This is a genomic window from Pseudomonas edaphica, from assembly GCF_965277385.1.
Lineage (GTDB): Bacteria > Pseudomonadota > Gammaproteobacteria > Pseudomonadales > Pseudomonadaceae > Aquipseudomonas > Aquipseudomonas edaphica.
On record NZ_OZ255725.1, the window covers coordinates 5,665,262 to 5,690,454 of the forward strand.

Genomic DNA, 25,193 nt, shown 5'->3' on the forward strand with positions numbered 1-25,193 from the left:
TCAGGCGCCGGGTTGCCAGCCACCGCCGAGGGCCGTGACTAACCCTACACTCGCCTGCAATTGCCGCGTTTGCACCGCCTGCAAGGTCCGCTGCGCCTGCAACGCCGCCGTTTGCGCGGTCACCACATCCAGATAACTCACGGCCCCGGCCTGATAGCTGTTCATCGCCAATGCCTGCGTATGCTGCGCCGCATCCGCTGCCGCTTGCTCATCCTGGGCTTCCTGCTGCAGGTCCCGCAATTGCGCCAGGTTATCTTCCACCTCACGCACCGCTTTGAGCACATGGCTACGGTACTGCGCCGACGCCTCTTCAAACTCAGCCTTGGCCTGCCGTTCATTGGCGCTCAGCCGCCCACCATCAAAGATCGGCAGATTCACCAACGGCCCCAGCGCCCAGTAGCGGTTGCCGGCAGACAGCAGGTTGCCAACCCCTTGGGTCTGCCCACCGATTAACCCGGTGAGACTGAAATCCGGATACCACGCCGCCTTGGCCACGCCAATATTGGCATTGGCCGCAAACACCCGCCGTTCCGCCGCCGCAATGTCCGGACGACGTTGCAGCAGGTGGCTCGGCAGTTGCGATGGGATGCCCGGAAGGGCAATCAATTGCCGGCTTGGCGGCAACGTGAAGTTGCTGGCTGCCACACCCACCAATTCACCAATGGCGTGCTCGGTAAGGTTGCGTTGCCCGCGCACTTCATCCAGCTGGGCTTTGGCTTCGGCCAACTGGTTTTGCGCACGGGTCAGGTCGAGTTCGGAAGCAATCTGGCCTTCGTATCGGCTGCGCGTCAGTTGCAGCGCCTGGCTGAAATCCTCCAGCGAGCTATTGAGGATCCGACTCTGTGCATCCAGCCCATTGAGCTGCACATACAGGGTCGCCAATTGATGCTGCAGGCTCAGGCGCGCCACTGCCAGGTCATCCCCGGAGGCTTGTGCCTGGGCGTCGCCCGCTGCGACCTGGTTGCGGATCTTGCCCCACAGGTCCAGGTCGTAGCTCAGCGAAAACGCTGCGGTATTGCTGTTGTACACCGATGGCTGCGTATCGCCACGCAGCGGCCGCGAATCCGATTGCCGCTGGCGCAATGGCTGCGCGCTGGCGGTGATTTGCGGGAACAGCCCGGCATGCAATTGGCTGGCATACGCCTGGGACGCATCAAAGTGCGCCAGCGCCGCCGCCAGGTCCGGGTTGGCCTTGAGCAGTTGCTGTTGCAGGTCATTGAGGCGCGAATCGTTGTAGAGCTTCCACCATTCGGGTGCCAGTTGGTCGGACGGTTGTGCGCTGTGCCACGGGCCATCGCTGGTCTGTTCGCGGTAGCCGGCCGGCAGGTCAACGGCGGGCACCTTGTAGGTGGGCGCCATCGAACAACCTTGCAGGGCCAGCAGCACCAGCGCCGCGAGAGGGTTAAACCTTATGCGCATGCGCACCTCCGGCTTGGGCAAGCTCTACCGGGTCGCCTTCGCGCAGGGCGTCGGGCGGGTTGTCGACCACGCGGTCGGCGGGTTTGAGGCCTTGGTCGATCACCAGGCGTTCGCCCAGGTCCAGGCCGATGTGGATGTCTTGCAGGTGCACATGGTTCTGCGCGTCCAGCACCGCCACTTGGGTGCCTTGGGCGCGGAAGATCAAGGCGCTGGCCGGGATGCTCACGCCGTGGGTGTCGGTCGGGATTGGCAGCGTGGCTTCGGCGTAGTCACCGGGCAGCAGTTCGCCGTTGGGGTTGTCGGCGACAAACTGCGCAAGCAGGGTGCCGGAACGGCGGTCGATGGCGGTGGAGTCGCCGATCAGGCGCGCCTTGAAGTGCTCGCCAGGGTGCTCGGGTACGGTCAGCTCGGCCTCAAGCCCAGGGTGGATCACCGACGCGTAGTTCTGCGGCACCGGCACATACAGACGCAGTTGGTGAGTGTCGGCGATGTTGAACAGTTCCGGGTCGCTGTCGGTGTCGGCCTTGATCAACTGGCCGATATCGGTGTTGCGCGCGGTAATGGTGCCGGCGAACGGCGCGCGGAGGGTCTTGTAGCTTTCCAGCGCCGACAGCCGCGCATAGTCGGCAGCGGCGGCCTCGGCGTTGGCTTTGGCGGCAGCGGCGTTGGAGGTTTTTTCATCCGCCTCCTGACGCGACACCGAATGGCTGGCGAGCAGGTTCTGCCAGCGTGTGGCGGTGGTTGCGGCCAGGCGTGCGTTGGCCTGTTCCTGGAGCAGGCGCGCGTGGGTTTGCGCCAGTTGCTGGTCGAGGTCCGGGCTGTCGATTTCAGCGAGGATTTGCCCGGCTTTCACCTGGCTGCCGATGTCGACTTTCCAGTCCTTCAAGTAACCGCTCACCCGCGCATGGATCGGCGCCTTGCTCCAGGCGTCGAGGTGCGCGGGCAGGCGCAGGGTATCGCCGGCCGCGTTCTGCTTGGGCTGGAACACCATCACCTGAGGGATGGCGGCGGTTTCGGTCCAGGCCGTAACCGCCTCTTCGTGGGTGGTGCGGGCGTGCAGGCCGTTGGCGACCAACAGGGCGGCCAAGGTGAGGCCGCCGACACCCAGGAGCATCAGACGCTTGCGCGAGGGTTTGTGATCAGACGACATGTGAAGTTTCTCCAGCAGCTGCGCGAGTAGGGTGACGACCGTGGACCAGGCTGAAGACCACGGGTACAAACAACAATGTGGCGATGGTGGCGAAGATCAAGCCACCGATAACGGCACGGCCGAGCGGGGCGTTCTGCTCCTCGGAAATCGCCAGCGGCAACATGCCGATGATCATCGCCAGGGCGGTCATGCACACCGGGCGGAAGCGCGTGTAACCGGCTTCCATGGCCGCCTTCAGCGCGTCGCCATGTTCGGCCAGGCGTTCACGGCAGAAGCTCACCACCAGGATCGAGTTGGCGGTGGCCACGCCCATACAGAGGATGGCGCCGGTGAGTGCCGGTACCGACAGCGAGGTGCCGCTGAGGAACAGCATCCACACAATCCCCGCCAGTGCGGCCGGCAGTGCAGTGATGATCACAAACGGGTCAGCCCACGACTGGAAGTTGACCACGATCAGCAGGTAGATCAGCACCACGGCGCCGAGCAAGCCGAAGCTCAACCCGCTGAACGCTTCATGCAGCGCATCGATCTGCCCGTGCAGGCTGATCACCGCGCCTTTGGGGCGCATGGAGGCGGTGTCGTCCAGCACTTTTTGCACGTCACGGGCCACGCCGCCGAGGTCGCGGCCTTGCACGTTGGCGTACAGGTCCAGGGTCGGCTCGATGTTGTAGTGGGTCACCACCGCCGGGCTTTGCACGCGAGAGATGCTCGCCACGCCGCCGAGGATTTGCGATTGCCCATCGGCACCGGTCACCGGCAAGGCTTCCAGTGACGGCAGGCTGTCGAGGCGGTATTGCGGGGTGGCGGCGACGATGGAGTACGACACGCCGTTGGCCGGGTTAAGCCAGAACGTCGGCGCCACCTGTGAGCTGCCCGCCAGCGAGGCGACCATGCTGTTGGTCACGTCGCGCTCGGTGATGCCCAGGCCATTGGCACGCATACGGTCGACGTTCACTTGCAACGACGGGTAGCCGGTGGACTGCTGGATGCGCAGGTCGGCAATGCCCGGAATATGTTGCAGGCGACGCTCCAGTTCGATGGCGTAGGCGCGGTTTTCTGCATCGCTGCGCCCGGAGATTTTCACGTCCAGCGGCGCCGGGGCACCGAAGTTGAGAATCTGGCTGCTGATGTCGGCAGGCAGGAACGCAAAGTGGCTGCCGGGGAAGCTTTGCGGCAAGGCTTCACGCAGTTTTTTCACGTAGTCGGCGGTCGGCGCGTGGTCCTTTTTCAAGCTGACCTGGATGTCGCCGTCCTGCGGGCCGATGGTGCCGCTGCTGCTGTAGGCCATGTCGATGCCGCTGAGCGGGATGCCGATGTTGTCGACGATGGTGTCGAGTTGCTCGGCCGGGATCACTTCGCGAATCCGCGCTTCAATGCGGTCGAACGCCGCCGCGCTTTCTTCAATACGCGTGCCCAATGGCAAGCGCACGTGCAGGGCCAGGGCGCCGGCGTCGGTGGCCGGAAAAAAGTCCTGGCCCAGGCTCGGCAACAGCAGGAACGAGGCCAGCACGCAGGCCAGGAAACCGACGATAAAGCGCTTGCGTGCGCCCAGCGCCAGGGTCAGCAAACCGTGGTAAGTGTCGCGGATATTCGAGAAGTGGCGCTCGAAACCCTGCTGGAAATTCAGCACCGATTGCAGCACGCGATTGCGCGGCTTCTTGTGTTGTTCACCTTCGTGATGGTTGATGAATTCATCTTCCGGGTGATGCCCTGGCCCTTGTTCCGGCACATGCGGCTTGAGCAAAAACATCGCCAGGGTCGGCACCAGGGTCCGCGAGAGAATGAACGAGCTGGCCATGGCGAAAATCACCGCCAGCGCCATCGGCCGGAACAGGTAACCGGCGATGCCTTGCAGCAGGAACATCGGCACAAACACGATGCAGATACACAGCAGCGACACAAACGCCGGGCCGACGATCTGCGCGGCGCCGTCGAGGATCGCGGTCTTCACCGCCTTGCCTTGTTCCAGGTGCCAGTTGATGTTTTCGATGGTCACCGTGGCGTCATCGACCAGTATCCCCACCGCCAATGCGAGCCCGCCGAGGGTCATCACGTTGAGGGTTTGCCCGGTGGCCGCCAGCAATGCAATGGCCGACAACACCGCCAACGGAATCGAGGCGGCGATGATCAAGGTGGAGCGCCAGCTGCCGAGGAACAGCAGGATCATCGCACTGGTCAGCAGCGCCGCGATGATGCCTTCCTGGGCCACGCTTCCCACCGATTGTTTGACGAACACCGAGGCGTCGCCCAGCAGTGAGGTCTTCAGCGACGGCGGCAGGGTTTCATTGATGCGCGGCAGCATCTGGCGGATGCCGTCGATGATCGACAGGGTAGAGATACTGCCGTTTTTCAACGCTGGCATCAGCACCGCGCGGTGGCCGTCGACGCGCACGATGTTGGTCTGCGGCGGCGAGCCGTCACGCACGTGGGCCACTTGGCCGATGGTGATGATTGCGCCGTCGACCGTCTTGATCGGCAGGTCGTTGAGCTCATCAATCGCCTTGGGGCTGTTGTTGAGCAGGATCGTGTATTCGTTGGGGCCGAGTTTGGCGGTACCCACTGGAATGATCTGGTTTTGCAGCGCCAGGGCGTTGCCCACGTCCTGTGCCGACAAGCCTTTGGCGGCCAGCGCCTGCGGGTCGAGGTCGAGGGTGATCTGGCGTTGCTTGCCACCCATTGGCGTGGGCATGGCCAGGCCGGGCAGGGCGCTCAAGGGCAGGCGGATATTGTTCTGTACCAGGTCGCGGATCTTGGCTTCCGAGAGGCTGGGGCTGGAAAACGCCAGTTGCAGGATCGGCACCGTGGAGGCGCTGTAGTTGAGGATCAGCGGCGGCGTGATGCCCGGTGGCATCTGCTTGAGCACGGTCTGTGACACGGCCGTGACTTGGGCGTTGGCGGTGCGGATATCCACACCCGGTTGGAAGAAGATTTTCACGATGCCCATGCCGGGCAGCGATTGCGATTCGATGTGTTCGATGTCGTTGACAGTGGTGCTCAAGGAGCGTTCGTAGGTGTAGATCACCCGACCGGCCATGGCGTCCGGCGACAGGCCGTTGTACTGCCAAACCACAGCGACGACGGGGATGCCGATATCGGGAAAAACATCCGTGGGGGTTCGCAGGGCCGCCATCGGCCCGATGATGCAGATGAATATGGCCAACACGATAAACGTGTAGGGCTTTTGCAGTGCGGTCTTTACCAGCCCGAGCATGCGTGAACCTCCGAGGGAGCAGGATTGCAAACCCCGGCAGTCTTGCCCGACCCACCTAACACGCACCTTTCAGCCAGGTGAAGGAACATTTAGTTAACGGCTGAAGATCGTTTCATATGTATTCATTTGTTCTACATAGGGCAGCTCTCCAAGCTTGTAACCCATCGGCGGCGATACAGTTGAATCGCCTTCAACGTTTTTACTGATGCCCTTTGGAGCCCTGCCATGTCATTCAAACCTCTGTTGTTGATCCCCGCGCTTGGTGTTGTTTTGTTGTTGTCAGCCTGCGCCGGCCCCATCCCTAAAGCTGACCCGAGCGAGGCATGGATTGGTCTGAAGGAAGAAGCGCCAAATGACCTGATGGCCGAGCGCGTCGACGGCCACCGCGTGGATGACGGTCGCTATTTTGAAGTGACGCCGGGGGACCATCGTTTGGATGTGACACTGTTTGAAGAAGAGCCGGGCGACGACAACCAGCAAGACTGCCAGGGCCGGGTCGAGTACAAGAACTTCAAGGCGGGTGAGCACTACACGCTGGTGGAATCCAGCCTGGGCACTACCGTGCGTGCCGTGCTCAAAGACGGTCGCGGCAAGGAGGTTGCAGCGACTCAGGACTTTAATTGCATGCCTGGCTAGGCGTGATGCACCGCGGCCTTGTGCGGCTTGGCGGGTGCAGCCGGTGTGACATGGGGGTGGTGATGCCGACGCGTTACGCGCATCACGCCCCACAGCATGGCGGCGGCTACTGACAGCCAACCGCAGACCAACAGGAAAATCGTTGTTGCAAGGCTCATTCTGGCCTCCTTTCGCCCCGCTGGGGGCACACACAGTCTTCTCAATGGACAGTCTAGCCAGCTGACGGTTGCGTGCTATTGACCAATGGTCGAATCGGTCCAACTTGTTGGCTATATCAGCAGCCTGTCGCTACTCCCTAAACGCGATTGGGCTATGATCTGGGCCCTTACCGGCCGTTGATCAAGAGAGTAAAAAATTGCGCTTACGCTCGAACGTTAAAACCTCCTTGCTGCTGGCGTGCGCCCTCGGGCTGGCGGCGTGTTCCGGGCACCCGTCGAAACTGGCGGGGTTGCCGGAGCGCGTTGAACTCACGGGAGTGCCGGCTTATCGCAGCGAGGCCTATCAGAGCGGTCCTTCAGCTTTAGCCAGCATGCTGTCGCAACAAGGCATTGTCATGACACCCGGCTTGCTGGACAAACCGCTGCACTTACCGGGTGGCGAGGCGAACCTTGAGCGCAATATGCAGGTGCTGGCGCGTGAATACGGGCTGATGGTGTACCCGCTGGACAGCAAGCTGACGGCCGTGCTGGCGCAAGTGGCGGCGGGTTACCCGGTGATGGCGCGGATCAACCCGAGCATGTGGTCGGGCACGCGTTATGTCGTGGTGGTGGGGTTCAATCAGCAGAAAAGCACCGTGCTGCTGCGCTCGGGCATGGACCGACGGCTGTTGATGAGCTTCAGTAATTTTGAGTCGGCGTGGAAGAGCGCAGGGCACTGGGCGATTTTGACCCAGCGCCCGAGCCAGTTGCCGGCGAATGTGGATGTGCAGCGCTGGCGCGATTCTGCCAATGCCACGGCGCAGGCCGGGCAGGAGCAGGCGGCTGCGCAGGCGCTCAAGGTGCTGGCGGAAAGAAAGTAAAAACGCTGAAGGCTATAGCCTGTGGGAGCTGGCTTGCCTGCGATGCAGGCAACTCGGTTTATCTGTTGCACCGCGTTGATGCTATCGCAGGCAAGCCAGCTCCCACATTATTCAGCGGCGTACTTCAGCCGCGTTCGGGCGATTCTTCAGGTTCTTGTCGGCCTTGTAGCGCAAGGCCACGTCCGGCACCGAACCGCCGCGCCCGGTTTCGACCCAGTTGCGGATACGCGTGGCATCGGCAAAGTGGGTGAACTTGCCGAACGCATCAAGGATCACCAGCGACACCGGGCGGTTGCCCATGCTGGTCACCAGCACCAGGCAGTGGCCGGCCTGGTTGGTGAAGCCGGTCTTGGTCAGCTTGATATCCCAGTTGGCGCGGTTGATCAGGTGATCGGTGTTGGAGAAACCCAAGGTGTAGTTGGGCTTGCGGAACGCCACGGTCTTTTCCTTGGTGGTGCTCAGTTGGCTCAGCATCGGGTATTTACGCGCGGCGGCCAGCAGCTTGCTCAGGTCGCGGGCGGTGGACACGTTGTGAATCGACAGGCCGGTGGGCTCCACGTAGTGCGTGCTGGTCATGCCCAGTGCCTTGGCCTTGGCGTTCATCGCTGCAATAAACGCCGGGTAGCCGCCCGGGTAGTGGTGGGCCAGGCTGGCGGCGGCGCGGTTTTCCGAGGACATCAGGGCGATCAGCAGCATTTCCTTGCGCGGCATTTCGCTGCCGATTTTCACCCGGGAGAACACGCCTTTCATTTCTGGCGTGTCCTTGATGTTGATGTCGATGTACTCATCCATGTTCTGTTTGGCTTCGAGCACGATCAGGCCGGTCATCAGCTTGCTGACGGAGGCAATCGGCACCACCACGTCGGGGTTGCTGGAATAGATGACTTTGTTGGTCTGCAGGTCGACCAGGATGGCGCTGCCGGAAGCAATCTGCAGTTTTGAAGTATCACGCGGGGCGAGGGTGGTTTCGCTGGCGTGCGCGAAGGTGCCTGTAAATGCAAAAAATAGGCTGACAAGAGAGAGACGAATTTTCACGCGGGTGAACTCGCTAAAAAAGTAGGGAAAATGCCGTTCGAGAACGGTTTTTTGATAAATGCCGTTACATTTTAGGAGTATGGATCAGAAAGTGATAGAGAGCCTTTAAATAAAGGCTCTAAGCCGATGATTGGTCAGGCGTGTACCGATTTTGTACCAATCATCGCTTGCTCAAGCTTTCCGACCTCTGACCAGTCAGTAGTTGACGATAGCCATTTTGCGTAAGTCGTCAGCAATACCTGAATGCTGTGGCCAAGCTGGCCGGCGATAAAGGCAGGGTTCATGCCCGCCATCAGGCACATGGTGGCATAGGTGTGTCGGCAGTTGTACTGCGGTCGGTGTCGTAGTTCAAGTGCCTTTAACGCCTTGCTGAACTGGTCGCCAGTCTGAGACGGCCGGCAGATGAACTCTGATTCACCCGATGGCGGAAACACATACTGCGATTCCGTTTTGATTCTCCTCCGCTGTAGCAATCGATCATCGGCGATCTGCTTGGCCTGCCGCAAGGCATTCAACGCTCGACTATTAAGCATCACCGTCCTCGCGTACTTGGTCTTGGTGCGCTCCTCTACTTCCCCATCTACAACGATCCGGCAGACGTGTGCAGTACGCGCATCCATGTCGATCTCATCCCAGCGCAATGCCGCTATCTCTCCCGTCCTCATCCCGCTAAAAAAAGCAAATTCAAAGTAGGCAGCAAATATTCGTACGCCAGGCTTTTTAAAGTTCGCGTACATCCATTCGATGATTGCGGCCGCTTCGTCACCGGAGAACGGGTCCACCTGCTTTTTTGCTTTCTTCGGCAGTTTGATCGGTGTCGCCGGATTGCGATCAATCAACTCATCTTGCACGGCTGCCTTCAGCAGTGAAGTCACCCGCGCTATGGACTCGCGCTTGATTGATTGGGTTTCCCAAGCTGTTTCGCTGATGATCCTACGTAATACCATCGTGGTGATTGAGGTGATTGGAAGCTGACCAAGCCAGGGCATCCAGTAGGTGTTGATCGTTGCACGATAGTTCCTGCGGGTGCCGGGCACGATCTCCAAGCTATTGATCCAGGCCTGGGCATACTCGCCAAATGTCATTACCAGCGAAACAGGCATGTAGCTGGAGTTCGGGAACAGCTCGGCGTACCGCTGATCATCCAGAACCCCATGCTTAGCCAGGCTAATTACTTGATCGCGTAAATCGGCTGCCGCTTTGATCCCTTTTGGTGTTTGTGGGTGTGTGAGAGTTTCGCAGCGCCGTTCGCCTCGCCAAGTGAACCGAATGCGAACGGACTGACCAGCGAATTCAACTCCTGTGGGCAGGCCCATTGGCTTTCTAGCTATGCTTCATATCTCCTTACGCTATAAAAAATGCGGCCATCTATCTTGTTCCAGACACCTTCAGGGATAACGCCCCGGTCGCGCTTACCTTCCAGAGCGCGCTTGGTGGTGCCGATGATCTCGGCCATGCGTGCCTCTGGCACCTTGTCGAGCTGAAATGTTTCTGACTTTTCCTTGGCCTCAGCCATAGCTACCTCCCGCTGCCCATAGTGGGCCGCGCTGTCTTGATGATGTGAATGACCAGGCCGAAGGTGATCAGCAACCAGGTGCAGGTGCCGGCAAAGACGCCGATGAGGTCGGCCGTTTCGCCATCCATGAGCAGGCCGGGGCCGATCCAGAAGAACCAGCAGGCGCTGGCTGACACGTACAGCACCAGGCCCAGCATGATCAGGGTGAGTTTTGTTGCGAACATGGGGTGTCCTTGCCGCGCTGGGCGGCGGAAGGTGGGTTAGTGCTACATGCCGATCTTGGCGAGGGCTGTGTGAAGCTGCTGACGACGACAAGCAGGCTCGTTTGCTTCGCCTGAACCTGCCGGGCGGCAGCAGCATCATCTACAACGGCTATGTGTCGATCACGTCGACCCCGACCATGTCCCGCAACAACCTGATGACCCGTGTGATCAGCCTGGCGCTGACCGGTCGCCCAGCCCGTTACGCAGCTGCGGTGTAACCCATGGCCAAGTTCAAATTGATCCAGAAACCGACCTTCAAGGCGCCGGTGATGATCCAGCGCGCCGGCTACAACGCCGAGAAGGTGGAGTTCGAGTTCAAGTACCTAGACCGTACCGCGCTGGCCGAGTTATACACCGGCTGGAACGAGCGGCACGACGAATTGAGCAAGCAGCTCGGCGACATGGACCTCAAAGCTTTCACTGCCGCCCAGATCGCACTGCAAGCTGATCAACTGCTGGATGTGGTGGTGGGCTGGGATATCGAAGAGGAGTTCACGCCTGAAAACGTGCGCATCCTCGTCAACTCGATCAACTCGGCTCCGAAGGCAGTGCTGAACGCGTACGCCGAAGCCTTTAGCGAGGCCCGCCTGGGAAACTCCTAAGCGCCTCCCGCGCGCTGTATGAGCCAGGGCCGTCAGATGCAGATCTGATGGCCTTCGGTTTATCGCGCCAGGACATCCCCGACAAGGAAGTCGGCATCTGGCCGGACAACTGGGACGCCTTCAAAGTCTTCGAGGCCATGAGCACCCAGTGGCGCACAGGCGCGTGCGGCGCAACAGGAATGGACTACAGCGTTCTCTCCGGGGTTATTCGGATGTGTGGCGTACCGATCGGCCAGCGACAAACCATTTTCAGCGACTTCCGGCGGATGGAGGCTGAAGCCCTGCAGGTCATGGCGGAACAGCGGGAGAGCGCGAGGGGCGCCTGATCCTCAGGCACAAAGATGCACAACCTACCATCTGACGCGGCTCAGCCGCTGGAGTCATCGATGACCGATTATGTTGCAAGTGCTGCAAAAGATAAGAATGGCAAGCCATTGTGGATACTCAGTAAAGATGGCCGCCTTTTTCTATCCGTTGCCACGGTAGAAAAGGCGACAATCAATCAAACCGAGATTAAGACTTAGATTCTTTCACTTTCTTAGCGAACTCTTCGGAAGAAAGCGTTGTTGGCAATGGTCTTCCTGGAAGCGCTTTTTTGTAGATTTCATAAACGATATTGTCACCGCTGCCCTGCTCTCGAGAAGCAAGCACAGCCGCCCCCAGATAGGCCTCAAGTATTTTCGAATCAAGCTGTGCAGCGAAGTGACTGAGCGCTAGCAGAGTGTTATTGATCTGATTCAGCGCAGCGTCCAGCGGGTTCATTTCAGGGTTGCTCACATTGACCTCTAGGTCATAAACGCGCCGATATTGGCGCAACCCCAGTCCTTGGGCTTGCAGGCCAAGGACTGGGAAATCCTTGCATGAAGGCAGGAGGCTACTATCGGAGGGATTGTTGGCGTTACTGAGGATTCGTACAGCTGGTTTCGCATTCATGCAAAACAGTGCTACGACATTTCTGAACCATGAAGTTTCAGCTAATGAGGTGCCTGTGTGTTTAAACACCCGGCAAACTGGGAGTCTGCCGGGACTGACGAGCTATTAAGGCATTAAGACCGAATCTACAACGTGTATCACGCCGTTGGACTGCATCACGTCTGCGATGCTGATGGCGGCCTTACCGCCTTTCGCATCTACGACCCACAGCTTGCCGTCATGCAGTTTGATATTTAGCGATTCACCTTGAACTGTTTTCAACACCACTGTGCCGCCGTTCTTTTTGGCATCTGCCATCAGTTGCGCCGATGTGTGAGTGCCAGGCACGACGTGGTAGGTCAGAATTTTAGTCAGATCGGCTTTGTGTTCAGGCTTGACCAGTGTATCGACGGTCCCTGCTGGCAGCTTGGCAAAGGCTTCGTTCGTTGGGGCGAATACAGTGAAAGGGCCTTTGCTGTTAAGCGTATCGACCAGTCCGGCAGCTTTGACTGCAGCTACCAGCGTCGTGTGGTCCTTCGAATTGACCGCGTTCTCGACAATGGTTTTGCTTGGGTACATCGCTGCGCCTCCGACCATCACTGTATCGGCGGCAAAGCTGAGCGTGGTAGTGACGGAGAGAATCGCGAAGCAGGCTGCAGCAGCAAATTTTTTGTAAAAAGCGTGCATGATGTATCTCCTAGGCTCTTATGCCCTCCGAGTGAGGGTATTGAATCTACGAGCCAACGATCAAAGTGGATGCACCTTTTCAAAAAATAACTTTTTAAGCGCGGCGCCTGCCGGTTCAAACCTGTCGGTCGCTGTCCCTGACATTCCATCCACGCTGGATGCCTGGACAGCTGCTGACCGATACAAACCCGAAGAACCCCGCCCATGCGGGGCTTTCGTGTTGCTCTCTCGTTGATGATAAAGTCCCGCGATATCTCAACGAGGGAACGATATGAAAATGTTCGTGGGGGCTTTGGCGCTCGTAGCGCTGGCGGGGTGTGGCAATAGCGATGTGAATCAGGCAAGAGAAGAGGTCAAGCGTAACCTTTTTGATGCGGCTTCCGCGCAGTTCAGGAATGAGAAGGTCTATCGAGCTGGCGATGAGGTTGTGGTCTGCGGCGAGGTGAACGCAAAGAACCGCGTCGGGGGATATGGGGGATTCGCAATGTATGTCGTTGAGGGTATTGGCCTGTACCCGGTCGCAAAATTCACCGCTGAGAGCCAGGCAGATATCAACACCACCTGTCAGCTTGCTGAGAAGAACGCCAGCTTGAAGAAATAGCCGCCGAACCAATGCTCAAACAAGCCCGCCATCGAGCGGGTTTTTTATTGCCCGGAGAAAACTGATGAGCACTAACTTCGCCTCCCTCGGCATTTCCGTTGAGTCCTCACAGGCAGCGAAGGCTGCTGACGACCTGGACAAGCTCGTCGACTCGGCCGAGGGCGCACAGAAGGCAATTGACGAACTAGGAAAGTCCGGAGAAGGCTTGGCCAACACCGGGAAGAAGATCACCCAAGCAGAGAGCGAAGTGGCTCAGGGTGTTGAAAAGTCGACTGCCGCAATAGATCGGCGGTCCGGAGCAAGCCGCAAGGCGGCCGACAGCGCTGTTGCTGAGATAAATGTAATCGGCCAGCTCGATCGAGCTATGACCGGCAACATTACCAGCATGGAGTCGCTGATTCAGGCGGAAGGCTTGCTTGAGCGCGCGCGCAAAGGCGGCCTTGTCACCATTGAAGAGCAGGCGAAGTACCAAGATCAACTGGGCCGAGCTTATGACAAGATCGAGAAGGCCGAAGCCAAAGAGCTGGCGCAGAAGCAGAAGCTGATCGAAGCGGAAAATCGTCAGATTGAGGCGCTGAAGCGTACCGTCAACGGGATTGACCCGGTACCAGCTATCTGGCCGGGCTTGATAAAGAGCAGAAGAAAAAGCTAGAAATCGAAGAGCTGGACCGGAAAAGGGCCAAGGCTCTTGCTGGCAGCAATGTCGATGCGGATCGCATTAATCGTGAGTACGCGGTATCGCTTAAGTCGGTCAACGACAAGTACAAAGACCCGAAGGCCGCCAGCCCTCAGGTCGACCTAACCGGCTTCAACAACGCCAAAAACAACCTGTCCGACATTGTCACGGACTTCCGGAACGCCCAGAAGGAACTGGAGGCGCAGCAGAAGGCCGGCGTGGTTTCTCTGTCGGACTATGCCAAGCAACGATCGGCCCTGATTAATCAGGAAAAGGACGATGTGACGGCTGCTTACCAGGCTGAGATCGATGCACTGGAAGCGGCCAAGGCCAAGAAAGGCACGACGGCGGCCCAGAGCATCCAGCTCGACCAGAAGATCGCCGATGCTCGCACTGGAATGGTCAAAGCGCAAAAGGACGCCGATAGCCAGCTAACGATCATCGCCACAAGCGAGAAGGGTCGCCTTGAGCAACTGACGGCCGCCTCGGAGGCGTACGTCAATCAGCTTGAGCGTCAGCGCGCCGCACTGGAAGCGGCTGGATCCCGTGCAGCAAACGGGCTGGGCCTGGCGGCGTATTCAAAGTGACAGCGACGTTCGAGCGCGCTTTCCACCCGTAAAGCCCTGGGCGAGCAGATTAGAACTGTCCGTGCCACTTCGGGCGAAAACACGGCTGCAATTCAGGAGACCAATAAGGTTGTCGCCGCAACCGGTGACAAGGTGTCGGCAATGGTCACTCTCAAGGCTCAGACCATCGTTGATGGTAAGACGGTAACTTCCGGGTTTGCGTTTGGATCGGATGGTGAGCAGGCAGAGTTTCTGATCTTTGCTCAGCGATTTGCCGTGGTCGATGAAGTAAGTGATGCTGTCGTACCGATGTTCGTTGTCCAGAACAATCAGGTGTTCATCAATCAAGCGATCATCAACAAAGCATTTATTCAGGAGATCATCCTGGGTATGACGTTGCGCTCTGAATCAGTCGACTCAAAAGGTCGCCCGCTGTTGGAAATCAATGTCAAGGCGGGGACATTCACGCTGCGCAGTTCTGGAGCTGGCGGGGCATCACTTCTCAATAACGACGGTCTGTCTGTATTCGACGCTGGCGGCGTTAAGAGGACTATGGTCGGGAGGCTTTCATAATGGACGAATACGGGCTTTGGACATGGGGGGCGTCCGGAGAATCGCAACTCTCCCCAACCGCATTTACTATGAGGGTGGCATACACTGCTGACATAAACCCAAGCACCTACCCAGCTGGAAAATACTTTGATATTTCTATTGAGGGGGTTAGCTCGAGTAACTCCGCTGCTTTTTGCATTCCGAATAAATCAATAGATAGAAACTCTGATAAGCAACTTGAGCCAGAAGTTATAAATGGTGGCGTCAGAGTGTGGCGTACTATACGGGGTGATCCATATGGCACATCTTCATATTCTATTACCGGGATGCGATTGGTCGTGGTGAGATTTAAATAAAATGACAGATTCGTATGGGCTGATGTTTCAAAACGCTGATGATAATCGGGTGATTCTAGACTCTGAGTTTGTACGGTTATCTATTCTATACTCTGGAAGCTATGCACCTAACGGTGCGAATGGTACAGCTCAAGTCTATTTTCCTAGTCCAATAACGACACAAGAACAGCCGTTTGTTTTCATAAGGCCAGATCCGGCTAATGGTCCGATTAGCATGCTTCCAGCCCTGTTTGGCTCCCCCGGAAATTGGACTGGTTTTGGTATTGGTAAGTACAGTTTGTATAATATAAATCCTGCTGGAAAGTGGTATGTTGCTGGATTCGGTGCAAAGCCTATAAGCGAATATGGCTTAAGGCTTTCTTCATCCTCAGGGGTGACATTGTTTGATAGTGGTACACCAAGTGCTCTTTTTGTAAGAAGTACTAATGCTTGGACTTATACTGGCTGGGACTATGACGCTCAAGGAGTTACTCGGTGTTATTTTAAGGCGCCATTTGTTTTGGGTAGCGGCGAATATGTATTAATAAATAACCTCGAGATGCCTCTTTGCGGTTCGGAATTTCGACCAAGGCAGCTATATTTTGTTTGGGATTATCCAAATAATCAAATTATTGCAATTACGTTAGGGGTAGGGAATACAACGTATTTAGGTATTCCCTTAATGATTGGCAAAATGGTTATGTGATATTAATTAGGGGGTTATTAAATGGCAAGACAAGAGATCATCCTGGGCGCAGCACCAAATGGCTTTGGTGGTGATCCTCCGCGCACAGCGAGCATGAAGATTAATGCCATGACCCAGGAGCTCTACCAGGGCTTTGACATCACAAACAAAACTGGCTGGGGTAAGAGTGACGCCGTCCGTTTACCAGACGGCACCAACATGAACAACCTGCCGTACATCAACGCTATCTACACGCTCACTGGTACCAACAACACCAACGTGCCCGAAGGCACGCAGAACGGCCATATCATGGTTCAGTGCGCAGACATCTTTGTCCGGCAGACATTCCGGCAGATGGGGGCCAACGTGACGTGGGAGCGTGGCGGTCAACAGGGCGGCGGATGGTCAGTATGGGCGAGAGTGGCGCAAGTCGGCGGAAACATGGGCAACGGGATTGCAGGGGCTAACCTGTATAACGGCAACGTAGACGTACTATTTGCTGCCGCTCCCGTCGGATTCTCAACGTATCAGCTTGGCCCGCAAGCGACAGGTGTAAACCCTCCGGGTTTTACCGGGTCGGACGCATTCAATGGTTCGGTACTTGAGATAACAAAGTGGAGCAGCGACTGGGGATATCAGAAACTTTCCGGCGGCACAGGTGGCACAGGCGGATCGCAAGGCGGCATATTCGCAAGAACCATTACGGGCGGATCTTATTCTGGATGGCTACTTCAACTGAACATCCTGAACATGCTTAACCCGGTCGACAACTCAAACGGGCGAGTCGGCGCAATGGATGACCGAAGCATTGGCAGCTGGAGAGTAAGCCGATTTGCAAATGGGTTGATGGTTATGTCTTCGTCACTTGCAAACAAAACTGTAGGCTCCAATCAGGCGGCTGACTATAGCTTTACAACTCCGGTTGCTACGCCGGATTGGGGTAAGACCTTGATAAATGTTCACGTTTCACCAACGTCCTCAGGTGATCATTACGGGGTCATATCAGCGCTAATGACATCGCCTACAGTTGGTCAATTCACTATTCGCAATGGCGCAACATCTCAGGAGTTCTGGGCAATCCGGATTGCTGTAACGGGGTACTGGAAGTAATGAAAATCACACTGTACCAAGTGCTATCTGACGAAAAGATCGAAGCATCAGTGAACGGTGACGTGATCACCATCAATGGTGGGGCTGTCGACCTATCGGTTATCTCTGACGGATACAAGTTACCGGCCAGCGCCGCGAATAATCCATGGTTCGTCAATGGCGACTACATCCAACGAGTCAATGGTGTGTTCGAGTTCTCGTTAAGGTTCCCAGTCAAGTGGGACAGTCCACACGAAGTGCGCGCTCCTGACACTCCCATTATCCTTGACGTAAAGAGCGGCAAGGTTCGATTTCCTGACGTGGAGCCACTAGCGAATGATTAACATCGACAAGTTGGAGCCGATCCAGAAGCCGTATGACCAATGGCACCAAGAAGCATATGACCAATGCATTCAGTACCTGAGCTCCACCGACTGGCAGGTGATCGCCAAGTACGAGCGCAAGCGGCCGATCCCTGACGAAGTCCAGGCAAAGCGCAAGGCCGCTCTCGACGTTGTGACTGCTGAGCCTGTTGCCCTGACCTGATCGCAACCCGAATACCAATGCCCGCCTTGAGCGGTTTTTTTCGCCTGTAGATAGGATTCGCACCGCTGCAAGCGTTAAAGGCCGCTACCACGAATGAAGAAATGGCCAGGAAGCTTGGTCCACCAAGAAGGTGGCGGGGTATAACAGCCGGGCTGATTGGCAGGGGTTGCATTGCAACTGATCTGGAGTCCTCCTGCCTTAATGTCGGGGCCGTCTTGTCCGCCGTTGTACGTTTCACAGCCGCCAAGAGTAAAGACGGTTAAGAGAAGTATTCCGTATTTCATGGGATCCATTCCTGTTCGCTCCGATAATTCACCGCAGTATATCGAAAGAGAATCGCCCGCCAAGTTGCGGGCTTTTTTTCACCTGGAGAAAAGCATGCCGATCACCGATCAGCAGTTACTACAGATCCTCCCGAACGCCGGCCGCCAAGCCGGCGTTTTTGTTCCTGTGCTGAATACGGCTATGGGGCGTTACGGCATTGTCGGCACGCTGCGTGTGTCGGCGTTCATCGCCCAGGTCGGGCATGAGTCCGGCCAGCTGCGCTATGTGCGCGAGATCTGGGGGCCAACCGCGCAGCAGGCCAGATACGAAGGCCGTGCTGACCTGGGCAACACCGTGAAGGGTGACGGCTTCAAGTTCCGTGGCCGTGGCCTGATCCAGATTACCGGCCGGGCGAACTATGCCGCGTGCGGCGAGGCGCTGGGCCTCGACCTAATCAATCAGCCTACGCTGCTCGAACTGCCACAGCACGCCGCGATGTCGGCTGCCTGGTTCTGGTCGACGCGGGGGCTGAACACCCTGGCGGATCAGAAGGACTTCGCGAAGATCACCAAGCGCATCAATGGCGGGCTCACCGGCCAGGCCGATCGCCAGGAGCTGTACGACAGGGCGCTGAAGGTGCTGGCATGACGCCGGTGCAGATCCTGGTGGCGATCCTGCTGTCCATGGCCGTTAGCGCGGCCGGCACCTGGCAGGTTCAGGATTGGCGACTTGGCAAGCAACTCGCCGAGCAAGGTGACGCGCACCAGAAAGACCTCGACGCAATCACCGGTGAGGCCTGGCGTCAGCAGCAGGCCGAGCAAGACAAGCGCTTGGCCACCGAGCATCAGCTCGCCACCCAGGACCAACAACACACAAAGGAATTATCCGATGCCCAGCGCAACCAGGCTCTGCTGCGTGACCGCCTTGCTACTGCTGATGTGCGGTTGTCAGTCCTTCTCGACGCCACGGATTCAGCCAGTGGCTGCGAAGTACCTACCGCCACCGGCGCCGCCGAGGTGGTTCATGCAGCCCGTCGAGCCCAACTTGACCCAGCGCATGCGCAACGAATTATCGCCATCACCGACGACGGGGATAACGCCGTAATCGCGCTGCGGGCTTGCCAGGCATATGTCAGGGCTGTAGTGAGATGATTGACTCATGCATAACGGATCGTCGCTTACGCTGGTTTGTTGTTTCGTGCTGGCGATTTTCGCTTTTCTAACTAATCTTTATGCAGCAACCACCTGAGTAGAAGAGATTGAGGAGGTGTCGACAGCGTTCTGAACCATGATATTGGGTACGATTGGAAGGCATAAGGAGAGCGTCATGCATGGATTTGTATCAAAACTCATTTTACCTTTGATGACCCTTGCTTGGGTGTCCTGTTCACCGGCAGCCACCACTGTGACTGGTCAAATTAGCGCAACTCTGATTTTGACCAATAGCTGCTTAGTCAATGGTGTAGGGGGCTCATCGGGATTGAACTTCGGTACGTTAAATTTCGGAACCAACAATAGCTTATACACCGAGGCTGATGCGCAGGTGTTGGGTGGTGGCGGTGGCGCACTATCTATCCAATGCTCGGCGGGTACTTCACCAGTGCTTTCCATCACGTCCGGAACCAACGATGGTAGATCTACCGGTGGAACGCGGGCGCTAGCAGATGGTGCTGGGCACTTTGCCCCGTATGATATTTATACAGACGCCGCCCACACCCAGATTCTTGCCAACAATGGCACTATCAACCTCGCACTCAGTACCGGAGCAGCTCAAACGGTAAATATTTATGGTAAATCACCCGGAAAGGTAGGATTGCCCGCTGGAACCTACACCGACACGATCGCAGTGATGCTTACGTTCTAAGTACGTCAGACATACTTTCGAAAGCTCATATCGAAAACTAACCTCCCTAGCTCGTACTAGGGAGATGGCTGAGGTTCTCTCGATCTAAACTTGAGTGTGATTAATATTAGTCAGAAATAACTGTTCTGTTTCTTCCATTGGACTTTGCGATGTATAGCGCTTTGTCAGCGATGTTTATTAATTTTTCTGGAGTGTCAGCATCCGACCCAGAAAGAGCGCCAATTCCTACGCTAATAGTGACTATCCCTAATGGAGACTTTTCGTGTTGTATTTTATTATTCTCTAAGTTTAGTCGGATTTTTTCGGCTAGCAAGAAAGCACCAACGTAGTCCGTGTTTGGAAGCACAATCGCGAATTCCTCTCCGCCATATCTTGCGGCAAGCTCACCAATGCGATTGACATGCTTTTGAATTATTGTGCTAACTATCTTTAGACATTCGTCACCTTGTACATGGCCATAACGGTCGTTATAGTTTTTGAAGAGGTCGACGTCCATCATGATTAATGCGGTTTTGTCAAGCTTGCGTTTCATGCGAGTGATTTCGTTCTCTATGAAGAAATCAAACTGGCGGCGATTCGCAAGGCCTGTAAGCCCGTCTTCAAGGGCCATTAGGCCAAGCTTTTTATTCGCGTCAATATATCTTTTTTCAGAAGCTTGCAGTTCCTCCTGTGCTTCGATCTGCTGACTCATAAGTCTCAATAGTCGAAATCCTATGAAGGCTAGGACTACTACCAATATTATTGATGTGACTATGCTTACAATAGACTCGCTCCACCAATCCGTAAGTATTTCGCTTTTGTCAAAGGCGGCTATTATTATAAGGGGATACCCCGTAACACGACGAAAACTTATAACTCGCTCAATTTTATCTATTACGGACTTTGTAGTTGATGTGCCTGTGTTAGTGTTAGGCGTAAGTAGGGAGAATACTTCTCCGTTTGATATGTTTAGACCAATGTCAGAATCTCTAAATGGTTTGCGTACGATTATATCTCCACTTGATGAAGTTAAGTTAATGATTCCGTTTTTTCCGACGTCAACACCGTCGTAAAGACTTAGCAGATATTTAAGATATATAGTGGCTATGGTGACTCCAGCAAAGCTTCCGTCAGGATGGTTAATCCTGCGCGAAATAGTCATAATCCATTCGTTTGTCGATCTGCTGCGAATCGAAGGACCAAGATAAGGCTCTAGACTGATGTGGTCCCGATGATAAATAAAATAGTCGCGATCTGAGTTGTTTGCGCCAGCTGGTATTATATCATTTGAGTTCAGAAGCCAGCGTCCCTGTTCATCATAGACGAAAAATCCATGTACTTGAGGTAAACGTTTCTGTTGGGACTTAAGTAAATTGCGTAGGTTTTTTAAAGAATTCTCATTGCTGCTTTCGGTCTCTAGGCGCTCCTTAATCCCTAAAAGTACTGAGTCAGCCTCAGTTAGCGTTGCCTCTATATTAGATGATAGTGTCTTAGAGAGGTTTGACATTTCGATTTTTTTGTCGTGGATATGGTATTCCAGCGAACTTAATAAATCCCAGGCGCTGATTGCTATTAAGGAAATGCATACAGCTGATACGAATAAGGCTACATGGCTAACTTTGAGTTTTGCATTGTTCCATTTGGTTGGAAAAAATGATTTTTTATTCGCTGGCATTACTTTCTGTCCTTGTGCCTAAACTCGTAGTCATGGGCATGTAGGCTTCCTGTAGAGAGATTTAGCTTAGCCCAGTTGTTACTATTTTGCTGATGATTTTTATTTGTTGATCTCGTTGGAGATTGGCGCATTGCCTTTAAGGTGCCTCTCTCGACTTCTCGTTGATTGCTGCGCTCGGTAGTGAGATCGCATTTACATACTCTGGGAGCACTGGAAAGCAAATATGGAACAGGGGCGGGATTCGTTGAGCGTGGCTTGGGCGCTAGAAGGTGCGACTGAGCGTTTGGACTAGGGGAGGAGCTAATCTAATGAACAGTTTTAGGCACGCTTCATACGATTGTCCGGCAGTGCTGGGTGAGGAAGCATGCTTGCTTTTCCGCGTCCTTTCTCACTCTTTATGGTTACCGGAATCTAATCGATAAGTGATTAGCTGGCCTTTTGTTTTTGCTGACCTTTTGGGGTGCCGGCCGTGATTCTTGTGATGGGGTAGTTTTCCAAAAACTAGCCTACTGGCTGGATCCGTCCGGGGCATCTGATTGGTAAGTTCCGTACGGCTGCGTCGACCTTAACCACACGAACCCCTCGGCTGGCTCGCCCTGTCGGAGCGCCATTTGCTTGACGCGTTAATTGGGTATAGCTGAGTCCAGCCATTCCCTTGCGAGCTCCGGCGTCAGGACTACCTGTAGGCGGTCGGAAATGACGAGCATGCCACCGGCGCCAGCAGCGTGGTTCATACAGCCCGTCGAGCCCAACTTGAGCCAGCGCATGCTCAAAGAATTATCGGCATCACCGACGACGGCGACAAAGGACTGATCGCGTTATGGGCATGCCAGGCGTACATCAGGACGGTTAAATCTCAGGCAATAAAATAGCAAATCTCCTACATTTTCGATTTGTTTTGCGTGGTACAAACTTATTCAAAAAAGGAGGGTTTGCTCATGGGGTTGCGATGGACAGCGATTACGGTGCTTTTATTCATTTGTTGGGCGCTATTTTTGGCGCTTCTAATAGTAAAACCCTTCATAAGAACCTGATATTTCCAGCACATGGGGTATGTGTCTGTCAGGTGGATTGTCGGGTGATTTTATCTGCCGACCTTCTTCCTATGGCCTAGAAATGGGAATGCCGTTTTTGTGATGGTTCCGCCCCAGCGACTCTAGTTCGGCAGGCATAGCTTGGTAACGGTTTGCCGAGCCAACTCAAGCAAAACTCATCTACTTCCACCCATGATTCGCCAGGCGATAGTTGGCATCGGATGAAGAGTGAGCAGACGCCGTTTTGATCGATTTTGGCGAAGCTCCGAAATTTATTCGGGTGAGGGGGGAAGAGCTTAAGCCACAGCATGATGATCACCTTAATGATAGCTATCTAGGTATAGCCAAATTCCGGGCTGAGGCTAGTAAATCATTGACTTTTTGTACAAGCTTCAGGTTGGTGGTGCAGGTGCATTCCTAGCATGAGCGCGCAGTTGTCTTGGGTTACTTCATGCTGCAAGTGAGTGTCTAAACAAAAAATCGGTACCCCAAAAACGACAGCCTTGTTCGGGTATACGATTGGCAGATATGCTCGGCACTTTCCTTGAGCATTAGCGTGATCTTACAATTCCGGAGCCAGTTAGGGTGTCGACGCAAAGGCCCAGCAGTCGTCAATATCCACCATGCCAACGGCGCTGTTGGCGTGCTTCATTCGGCCCGTTGGCCCCAACTTGATCTGGCACATGGTCAACGAATTATCGCCATTACCGGCGGTGGGTGCCAAGGATTGGTCACGCTACGGGCTTGCAAGGCGTATATGCGTGAACTGCACAACTAGAATTAGATAATGCCAGCATTCTAGAATAGCCAGTCAGTGCTGGTGCGCCTCTAATGCAGCTTACAAGTCCTGCATAAGCAGGGCTTGCAAGCTTTGAGTGTTGCGCTAGAGCTCTAAGCTTTGGTGTTTATGCGTTCACCAGTTATCTGCCCGTTACCGTTAACGACCCCAGAAACAGGCGCTGCTGCATCAGTTTTATGATGTTGATGCTGTTGGATCAACCGCTGAGCCTGATGATCACCGTGTACTGCTTCTTGAGCAGTCTGCGCGGCGGTTTCGGTTGCCTCTTTTAGCACTGCTGTCACGTTGCTGGCGGTGGGAGCTGCCGTGGCGGTGGATACGTTGGTGGGTTGATTGCTCGTAGCGGGAGGAGGGGTTTGGGCGGGTTTTTGCCCATTAAGGATTACTGGGTTTGGCGCGGATACTGCTCCGATAGACATAGGTGACTCCCTACTGAATGAGTTGCGCAAGCGTAATTATTCATTTTGGTTCAGCGCTATTTTTTTCATTTCTGTGCTTCAGGATTTTCAGTTTGTCCTCGTTGATGTGTATCTGAGCGAGATTTCAGATTAGGCGCGTCTCTGTAGTGGCTATGTGATGTCTAGGTGAAAACTTTGTTTGTCCGTATTACTTCTAATGGTGGGTGATGGACATCCACGCATCCCATATCGCAGCAAACGAGGAGTGATCTCCTTGAGGGCGTGCCAGGCATATGTGCGAGCAATTGCGAACTGATCGCACTGAACTACTCTTCTCGTGGGCGTTCGTATTGCGATCATTCGGTTTTGATAGGGCACCATGGATAAGCGGCTCGCAGGTCTTTCGTTTCTGCTAACCCTCTGCTGGGTAGTCACGGTTGTGGCTGTTTGAATCGCTATCTGTCGGATATGGATTTGGCGGATCGGGCAAGTCAGTAGACCGGACTGCGCCTAGTAGGCAACGGCGCAAGACGCCGCCAAAGGTCAAAATGTCTTCATGCGGTTTTATCCATTCACCAGACCCTCAGATTTTTTGCCTTGGGTAATCTGCTCGTACATCCGGACCCTGCGGTGATTGCACGCGTAACCGCCCATAGCCGAAACGGTGCCGCTTTGAATGTGATCCAGGTAACGGAACATCTTTCGCGGTGAAATAGAACGCACCTGATAGCCCAAAGAAGTCATTCGATCCTGCAGTTCATAACCCGGATTACGTTCATCCATTTGAAAGTGAAAGCCGTGTTGCTTGATGAACGCCACATTCCACAGTGTGCAAAAGCTCTTCAGGTGTACTTCTCGATACGGCTTGGGCTCTCTCGCCTGAACGCCGAGTGCCAGCAAACTCCGTCGGGCGTAGTGCTTGCAAAAACGTGAGGCCAGGCGCCAGGCCGAGCGAACGCTCCCCCGATCTAGTTGCTCCAGGCATCCGACGGCAGCCACGTCGCGTTGTTCCGTGCATTGGTCGAGCATTATGGCGAACACTGCCGGATCGTAAATGAAGGTATCGGTGTGCAACAGAAACAGATAGTCGGTTTCAACCTGTGCCAAAGCGAGATCCAGAGCACGTCCATGGGCAATGTTTCCGGCTTCGGGGCCTGTGTGCTTGCGTTCGATCAGCTCAATCCAGTCCAGCGAGCGCAAGTACTCGCTGCTTGCATCGTCGGAGTGGTTATCCACCACAATCACCGGAACATTTGTCCCTCGCAGAGCCTCCTGCAGAAGCATCAGACAGGTTTTGGTCAGATCAAGTGTTTTGTAGTTAACCAACACAATGCTGTAGTTGGCGGTCGCTGGAATTGGACGAGTCATAGTTTGTGGTACCTCGATGATTTCACCGATATCGCGCAACACCGTTCTTAACGGTGACGGACGTTCACGCGGTCAGTTCGAACGCGAGGCGTCACTGGTGGAGGCGTTCTGGTTGCTGGCAGTGGCTGCAGCCGTGGCAGACTCTGACTGTTGAAACGAGGCCATTGCGGTTGCCCTTGCCGCTTCCATTTTGCCCATCACGGTATCGCCACCGCCTTCTGCCATTGCGGCGACGGAAGCGGTCATCAAGGTCACGATCAAAAGGGCTTTAAGGCTGTTCATGAGTGTTTTCCAGTAGTGAGTTGAGCCAACAC

At 55.4% G+C, this 25,193-nt stretch carries 29 protein-coding genes and 3 pseudogenes; 18 read left to right on the forward strand and 14 right to left on the reverse strand.

Features of this window, described 5'->3' with window-relative positions; all coding sequences use genetic code 11:
• Genes ACQY47_RS25840 through ACQY47_RS25850 form a run of 3 tightly spaced genes read right to left on the reverse strand, consistent with a single transcriptional unit; the run spans position 1 to position 5,780 of the window.
• Complete coding sequence (locus ACQY47_RS25840; protein ID WP_428553035.1) at positions 1–1,419, reverse strand: efflux transporter outer membrane subunit; 1,419 nt, start codon at positions 1,417–1,419, stop codon at positions 1–3.
• Positions 1,403–2,569: an efflux RND transporter periplasmic adaptor subunit gene (locus ACQY47_RS25845; protein ID WP_428553038.1), complete on the reverse strand. Its 1,167-nt coding sequence runs from the start codon at positions 2,567–2,569 to the stop codon at positions 1,403–1,405. Before ACQY47_RS25845 ends, ACQY47_RS25840 begins: the two co-directional genes overlap by 17 nt.
• A complete protein-coding gene (locus ACQY47_RS25850; protein ID WP_169988159.1) occupies positions 2,559–5,780 on the reverse strand; it encodes an efflux RND transporter permease subunit in 3,222 nt (1,073 codons plus the stop codon). The genes ACQY47_RS25845 and ACQY47_RS25850 overlap by 11 nt, the downstream gene beginning before the upstream one ends.
• Before the next feature lie 225 nt (positions 5,781–6,005).
• On the opposite strand from ACQY47_RS25850, the gene ACQY47_RS25855 reads away from it, so the two are divergent.
• Positions 6,006–6,416: a hypothetical protein gene (locus ACQY47_RS25855; protein WP_099550017.1), complete on the forward strand. Its 411-nt coding sequence runs from the start codon at positions 6,006–6,008 to the stop codon at positions 6,414–6,416.
• Here ACQY47_RS25855 and ACQY47_RS25860 read toward each other — a convergent pair.
• Positions 6,413–6,574 carry a hypothetical protein gene (locus ACQY47_RS25860; RefSeq protein ID WP_017136458.1) on the reverse strand — a complete coding sequence of 54 codons (162 nt, stop codon included), beginning with the start codon at positions 6,572–6,574 and terminating at the stop codon, positions 6,413–6,415. The genes ACQY47_RS25855 and ACQY47_RS25860 overlap by 4 nt on opposite strands.
• Before the next feature lie 197 nt (positions 6,575–6,771).
• On the opposite strand from ACQY47_RS25860, the gene ACQY47_RS25865 reads away from it, so the two are divergent.
• On the forward strand, positions 6,772–7,434 hold the full coding sequence (locus ACQY47_RS25865) for a peptidase C39 family protein (protein ID WP_428553043.1): 663 nt from the start codon (positions 6,772–6,774) through the stop codon (positions 7,432–7,434).
• A 111-nt stretch (positions 7,435–7,545) separates the two neighbouring features.
• Here the strand turns inward: ACQY47_RS25865 and pbpG are convergent, their stop codons facing one another.
• From pbpG to ACQY47_RS25885, 4 genes are all read right to left on the reverse strand, one after another.
• On the reverse strand, positions 7,546–8,469 hold the full coding sequence (pbpG, locus tag ACQY47_RS25870) for a D-alanyl-D-alanine endopeptidase (protein ID WP_017136460.1): 924 nt from the start codon (positions 8,467–8,469) through the stop codon (positions 7,546–7,548).
• 134 nt (positions 8,470–8,603) lie between these two features.
• Positions 8,604–9,800 (reverse strand): tyrosine-type recombinase/integrase, encoded by a 1,197-nt coding sequence (locus tag ACQY47_RS25875; RefSeq protein ID WP_428557391.1) that lies wholly within the window; start codon positions 9,798–9,800, stop codon positions 8,604–8,606.
• A complete protein-coding gene (locus ACQY47_RS25880) occupies positions 9,797–9,985 on the reverse strand; it encodes a hypothetical protein (protein WP_428553046.1) in 189 nt (62 codons plus the stop codon). The genes ACQY47_RS25875 and ACQY47_RS25880 overlap by 4 nt, the downstream gene beginning before the upstream one ends.
• A gap of 2 nt (positions 9,986–9,987) precedes the next feature.
• Complete coding sequence (locus tag ACQY47_RS25885) at positions 9,988–10,209, reverse strand: hypothetical protein (RefSeq protein WP_428553049.1); 222 nt, start codon at positions 10,207–10,209, stop codon at positions 9,988–9,990.
• Positions 10,210–10,274: 65 nt separating this feature from the next.
• Between ACQY47_RS25885 and ACQY47_RS25890 the strand changes: the two are divergent.
• From ACQY47_RS25890 to ACQY47_RS25905, 4 genes and pseudogenes are all read left to right on the forward strand, one after another.
• A pseudogene (locus ACQY47_RS25890) lies at positions 10,275–10,466 on the forward strand (phage tail tube protein); the annotation flags it as partial.
• 3 nt (positions 10,467–10,469) lie between these two features.
• Positions 10,470–10,850, forward strand: coding sequence for a phage tail assembly chaperone (locus ACQY47_RS25895; RefSeq protein WP_428553052.1), 381 nt, complete (start codon positions 10,470–10,472; stop codon positions 10,848–10,850).
• Positions 10,851–10,897: 47 nt separating this feature from the next.
• Positions 10,898–11,176 carry a DUF1799 domain-containing protein gene (locus tag ACQY47_RS25900; protein WP_428553055.1) on the forward strand — a complete coding sequence of 93 codons (279 nt, stop codon included), beginning with the start codon at positions 10,898–10,900 and terminating at the stop codon, positions 11,174–11,176.
• A gap of 60 nt (positions 11,177–11,236) precedes the next feature.
• Complete coding sequence (locus tag ACQY47_RS25905; RefSeq protein WP_179608824.1) at positions 11,237–11,374, forward strand: hypothetical protein; 138 nt, start codon at positions 11,237–11,239, stop codon at positions 11,372–11,374.
• Here the strand turns inward: ACQY47_RS25905 and ACQY47_RS25910 are convergent.
• Together ACQY47_RS25910 and ACQY47_RS25915 are read right to left on the reverse strand one after the other, a co-directional pair.
• Positions 11,364–11,627: a hypothetical protein gene (locus ACQY47_RS25910; protein ID WP_428553058.1), complete on the reverse strand. Its 264-nt coding sequence runs from the start codon at positions 11,625–11,627 to the stop codon at positions 11,364–11,366. The genes ACQY47_RS25905 and ACQY47_RS25910 overlap by 11 nt on opposite strands.
• A 261-nt stretch (positions 11,628–11,888) precedes the next feature.
• A complete protein-coding gene (locus tag ACQY47_RS25915) occupies positions 11,889–12,449 on the reverse strand; it encodes a fasciclin domain-containing protein (RefSeq protein ID WP_428553061.1) in 561 nt (186 codons plus the stop codon).
• 271 nt (positions 12,450–12,720) lie between these two features.
• Here ACQY47_RS25915 and ACQY47_RS25920 point away from each other — a divergent pair, with 271 nt between their 5' ends.
• The 11 genes and pseudogenes from ACQY47_RS25920 to ACQY47_RS25970 all read left to right on the forward strand — a co-directional run bounded on the left by ACQY47_RS25920 (position 12,721) and on the right by ACQY47_RS25970 (position 19,626).
• Entirely contained in the window at positions 12,721–13,050 is a 330-nt protein-coding gene (locus tag ACQY47_RS25920; protein ID WP_428553064.1) for a hypothetical protein, read from the forward strand.
• Positions 13,051–13,114: 64 nt separating this feature from the next.
• A pseudogene (locus ACQY47_RS25925) lies at positions 13,115–13,663 on the forward strand (phage tail tape measure protein); the annotation flags it as partial.
• A 281-nt stretch (positions 13,664–13,944) separates the two neighbouring features.
• Positions 13,945–14,313, forward strand: coding sequence for a hypothetical protein (locus ACQY47_RS25930; protein ID WP_428553067.1), 369 nt, complete (start codon positions 13,945–13,947; stop codon positions 14,311–14,313).
• A 90-nt stretch (positions 14,314–14,403) separates the two neighbouring features.
• A complete protein-coding gene (locus tag ACQY47_RS25935; protein WP_428557392.1) occupies positions 14,404–14,865 on the forward strand; it encodes a phage tail tip fiber protein in 462 nt (153 codons plus the stop codon).
• A 549-nt stretch (positions 14,866–15,414) separates the two neighbouring features.
• The gene (locus ACQY47_RS25940) at positions 15,415–15,885 is read left to right on the forward strand and encodes a hypothetical protein (protein ID WP_428553070.1); all 471 of its coding nucleotides are present in this window, start codon (positions 15,415–15,417) and stop codon (positions 15,883–15,885) included.
• Positions 15,886–15,906: 21 nt separating this feature from the next.
• Positions 15,907–16,974: a hypothetical protein gene (locus ACQY47_RS25945; RefSeq protein ID WP_428553073.1), complete on the forward strand. Its 1,068-nt coding sequence runs from the start codon at positions 15,907–15,909 to the stop codon at positions 16,972–16,974.
• Positions 16,974–17,297, forward strand: coding sequence for a hypothetical protein (locus tag ACQY47_RS25950; RefSeq protein ID WP_428553076.1), 324 nt, complete (start codon positions 16,974–16,976; stop codon positions 17,295–17,297). Before ACQY47_RS25945 ends, ACQY47_RS25950 begins: the two co-directional genes overlap by 1 nt.
• On the forward strand, positions 17,290–17,499 hold the full coding sequence (locus tag ACQY47_RS25955) for a hypothetical protein (protein WP_428553079.1): 210 nt from the start codon (positions 17,290–17,292) through the stop codon (positions 17,497–17,499). Before ACQY47_RS25950 ends, ACQY47_RS25955 begins: the two co-directional genes overlap by 8 nt.
• 378 nt (positions 17,500–17,877) lie before the next feature.
• On the forward strand, positions 17,878–18,411 hold the full coding sequence (locus tag ACQY47_RS25960) for a glycoside hydrolase family 19 protein (RefSeq protein WP_428553082.1): 534 nt from the start codon (positions 17,878–17,880) through the stop codon (positions 18,409–18,411).
• On the forward strand, positions 18,408–18,914 hold the full coding sequence (locus tag ACQY47_RS25965; protein WP_428553085.1) for a lysis system i-spanin subunit Rz: 507 nt from the start codon (positions 18,408–18,410) through the stop codon (positions 18,912–18,914). The genes ACQY47_RS25960 and ACQY47_RS25965 overlap by 4 nt, the downstream gene beginning before the upstream one ends.
• A 175-nt stretch (positions 18,915–19,089) precedes the next feature.
• Entirely contained in the window at positions 19,090–19,626 is a 537-nt protein-coding gene (locus tag ACQY47_RS25970; RefSeq protein ID WP_428553088.1) for a Csu type fimbrial protein, read from the forward strand.
• A gap of 106 nt (positions 19,627–19,732) precedes the next feature.
• Here the strand turns inward: ACQY47_RS25970 and ACQY47_RS25975 are convergent, their stop codons facing one another.
• Complete coding sequence (locus ACQY47_RS25975; protein WP_428553091.1) at positions 19,733–21,280, reverse strand: sensor domain-containing diguanylate cyclase; 1,548 nt, start codon at positions 21,278–21,280, stop codon at positions 19,733–19,735.
• 707 nt (positions 21,281–21,987) lie between these two features.
• Between ACQY47_RS25975 and ACQY47_RS25980 the strand changes: the two are divergent.
• A pseudogene (locus ACQY47_RS25980) lies at positions 21,988–22,152 on the forward strand (lysis protein); the annotation flags it as partial.
• A 1,053-nt stretch (positions 22,153–23,205) separates the two neighbouring features.
• Here ACQY47_RS25980 and ACQY47_RS25985 read toward each other — a convergent pair.
• From ACQY47_RS25985 to ACQY47_RS25995, 3 genes are all read right to left on the reverse strand, one after another.
• The gene (locus tag ACQY47_RS25985; RefSeq protein WP_428553094.1) at positions 23,206–23,532 is read right to left on the reverse strand and encodes a hypothetical protein; all 327 of its coding nucleotides are present in this window, start codon (positions 23,530–23,532) and stop codon (positions 23,206–23,208) included.
• Positions 23,533–24,075: 543 nt separating this feature from the next.
• Positions 24,076–24,879, reverse strand: coding sequence for a glycosyltransferase (locus ACQY47_RS25990; RefSeq protein WP_428553097.1), 804 nt, complete (start codon positions 24,877–24,879; stop codon positions 24,076–24,078).
• A gap of 72 nt (positions 24,880–24,951) precedes the next feature.
• The gene (locus tag ACQY47_RS25995) at positions 24,952–25,161 is read right to left on the reverse strand and encodes a co-regulatory protein PtrA N-terminal domain-containing protein (RefSeq protein WP_428553100.1); all 210 of its coding nucleotides are present in this window, start codon (positions 25,159–25,161) and stop codon (positions 24,952–24,954) included.
• Positions 25,162–25,193: the final 32 nt, after the last annotated feature.

What these genes read in the sequence shown, in the direction of transcription:
- ACQY47_RS25950 (WP_428553076.1), top strand. Translation starts at nt 16,974, where the DNA reads ATGAAAATCACACTGTACCAAGTGCTATCTGACGAAAAGATCGAAGCA.
- ACQY47_RS25905 (WP_179608824.1), top strand. Translation starts at nt 11,237, where the DNA reads ATGACCGATTATGTTGCAAGTGCTGCAAAAGATAAGAATGGCAAGCCA.
- ACQY47_RS25915 (WP_428553061.1), bottom strand. Translation starts at nt 12,449, where the DNA reads ATGCACGCTTTTTACAAAAAATTTGCTGCTGCAGCCTGCTTCGCGATT.
- ACQY47_RS25920 (WP_428553064.1), top strand. Translation starts at nt 12,721, where the DNA reads ATGAAAATGTTCGTGGGGGCTTTGGCGCTCGTAGCGCTGGCGGGGTGT.
- ACQY47_RS25880 (WP_428553046.1), bottom strand. Translation starts at nt 9,985, where the DNA reads ATGGCTGAGGCCAAGGAAAAGTCAGAAACATTTCAGCTCGACAAGGTG.
- ACQY47_RS25985 (WP_428553094.1), bottom strand. Translation starts at nt 23,532, where the DNA reads ATGTCTATCGGAGCAGTATCCGCGCCAAACCCAGTAATCCTTAATGGG.
- ACQY47_RS25845 (WP_428553038.1), bottom strand. Translation starts at nt 2,569, where the DNA reads ATGTCGTCTGATCACAAACCCTCGCGCAAGCGTCTGATGCTCCTGGGT.
- ACQY47_RS25965 (WP_428553085.1), top strand. Translation starts at nt 18,408, where the DNA reads ATGACGCCGGTGCAGATCCTGGTGGCGATCCTGCTGTCCATGGCCGTT.
- ACQY47_RS25855 (WP_099550017.1), top strand. Translation starts at nt 6,006, where the DNA reads ATGTCATTCAAACCTCTGTTGTTGATCCCCGCGCTTGGTGTTGTTTTG.
- ACQY47_RS25945 (WP_428553073.1), top strand. Translation starts at nt 15,907, where the DNA reads ATGGCAAGACAAGAGATCATCCTGGGCGCAGCACCAAATGGCTTTGGT.
- ACQY47_RS25900 (WP_428553055.1), top strand. Translation starts at nt 10,898, where the DNA reads ATGGCCTTCGGTTTATCGCGCCAGGACATCCCCGACAAGGAAGTCGGC.
- ACQY47_RS25990 (WP_428553097.1), bottom strand. Translation starts at nt 24,879, where the DNA reads ATGACTCGTCCAATTCCAGCGACCGCCAACTACAGCATTGTGTTGGTT.
- ACQY47_RS25895 (WP_428553052.1), top strand. Translation starts at nt 10,470, where the DNA reads ATGGCCAAGTTCAAATTGATCCAGAAACCGACCTTCAAGGCGCCGGTG.
- ACQY47_RS25940 (WP_428553070.1), top strand. Translation starts at nt 15,415, where the DNA reads ATGCTTCCAGCCCTGTTTGGCTCCCCCGGAAATTGGACTGGTTTTGGT.
- ACQY47_RS25970 (WP_428553088.1), top strand. Translation starts at nt 19,090, where the DNA reads ATGCATGGATTTGTATCAAAACTCATTTTACCTTTGATGACCCTTGCT.
- ACQY47_RS25960 (WP_428553082.1), top strand. Translation starts at nt 17,878, where the DNA reads ATGCCGATCACCGATCAGCAGTTACTACAGATCCTCCCGAACGCCGGC.
- ACQY47_RS25860 (WP_017136458.1), bottom strand. Translation starts at nt 6,574, where the DNA reads ATGAGCCTTGCAACAACGATTTTCCTGTTGGTCTGCGGTTGGCTGTCA.
- ACQY47_RS25850 (WP_169988159.1), bottom strand. Translation starts at nt 5,780, where the DNA reads ATGCTCGGGCTGGTAAAGACCGCACTGCAAAAGCCCTACACGTTTATC.
- ACQY47_RS25885 (WP_428553049.1), bottom strand. Translation starts at nt 10,209, where the DNA reads ATGTTCGCAACAAAACTCACCCTGATCATGCTGGGCCTGGTGCTGTAC.
- ACQY47_RS25955 (WP_428553079.1), top strand. Translation starts at nt 17,290, where the DNA reads ATGATTAACATCGACAAGTTGGAGCCGATCCAGAAGCCGTATGACCAA.
- ACQY47_RS25975 (WP_428553091.1), bottom strand. Translation starts at nt 21,280, where the DNA reads ATGCCAGCGAATAAAAAATCATTTTTTCCAACCAAATGGAACAATGCA.
- ACQY47_RS25995 (WP_428553100.1), bottom strand. Translation starts at nt 25,161, where the DNA reads ATGAACAGCCTTAAAGCCCTTTTGATCGTGACCTTGATGACCGCTTCC.
- ACQY47_RS25840 (WP_428553035.1), bottom strand. Translation starts at nt 1,419, where the DNA reads ATGCGCATAAGGTTTAACCCTCTCGCGGCGCTGGTGCTGCTGGCCCTG.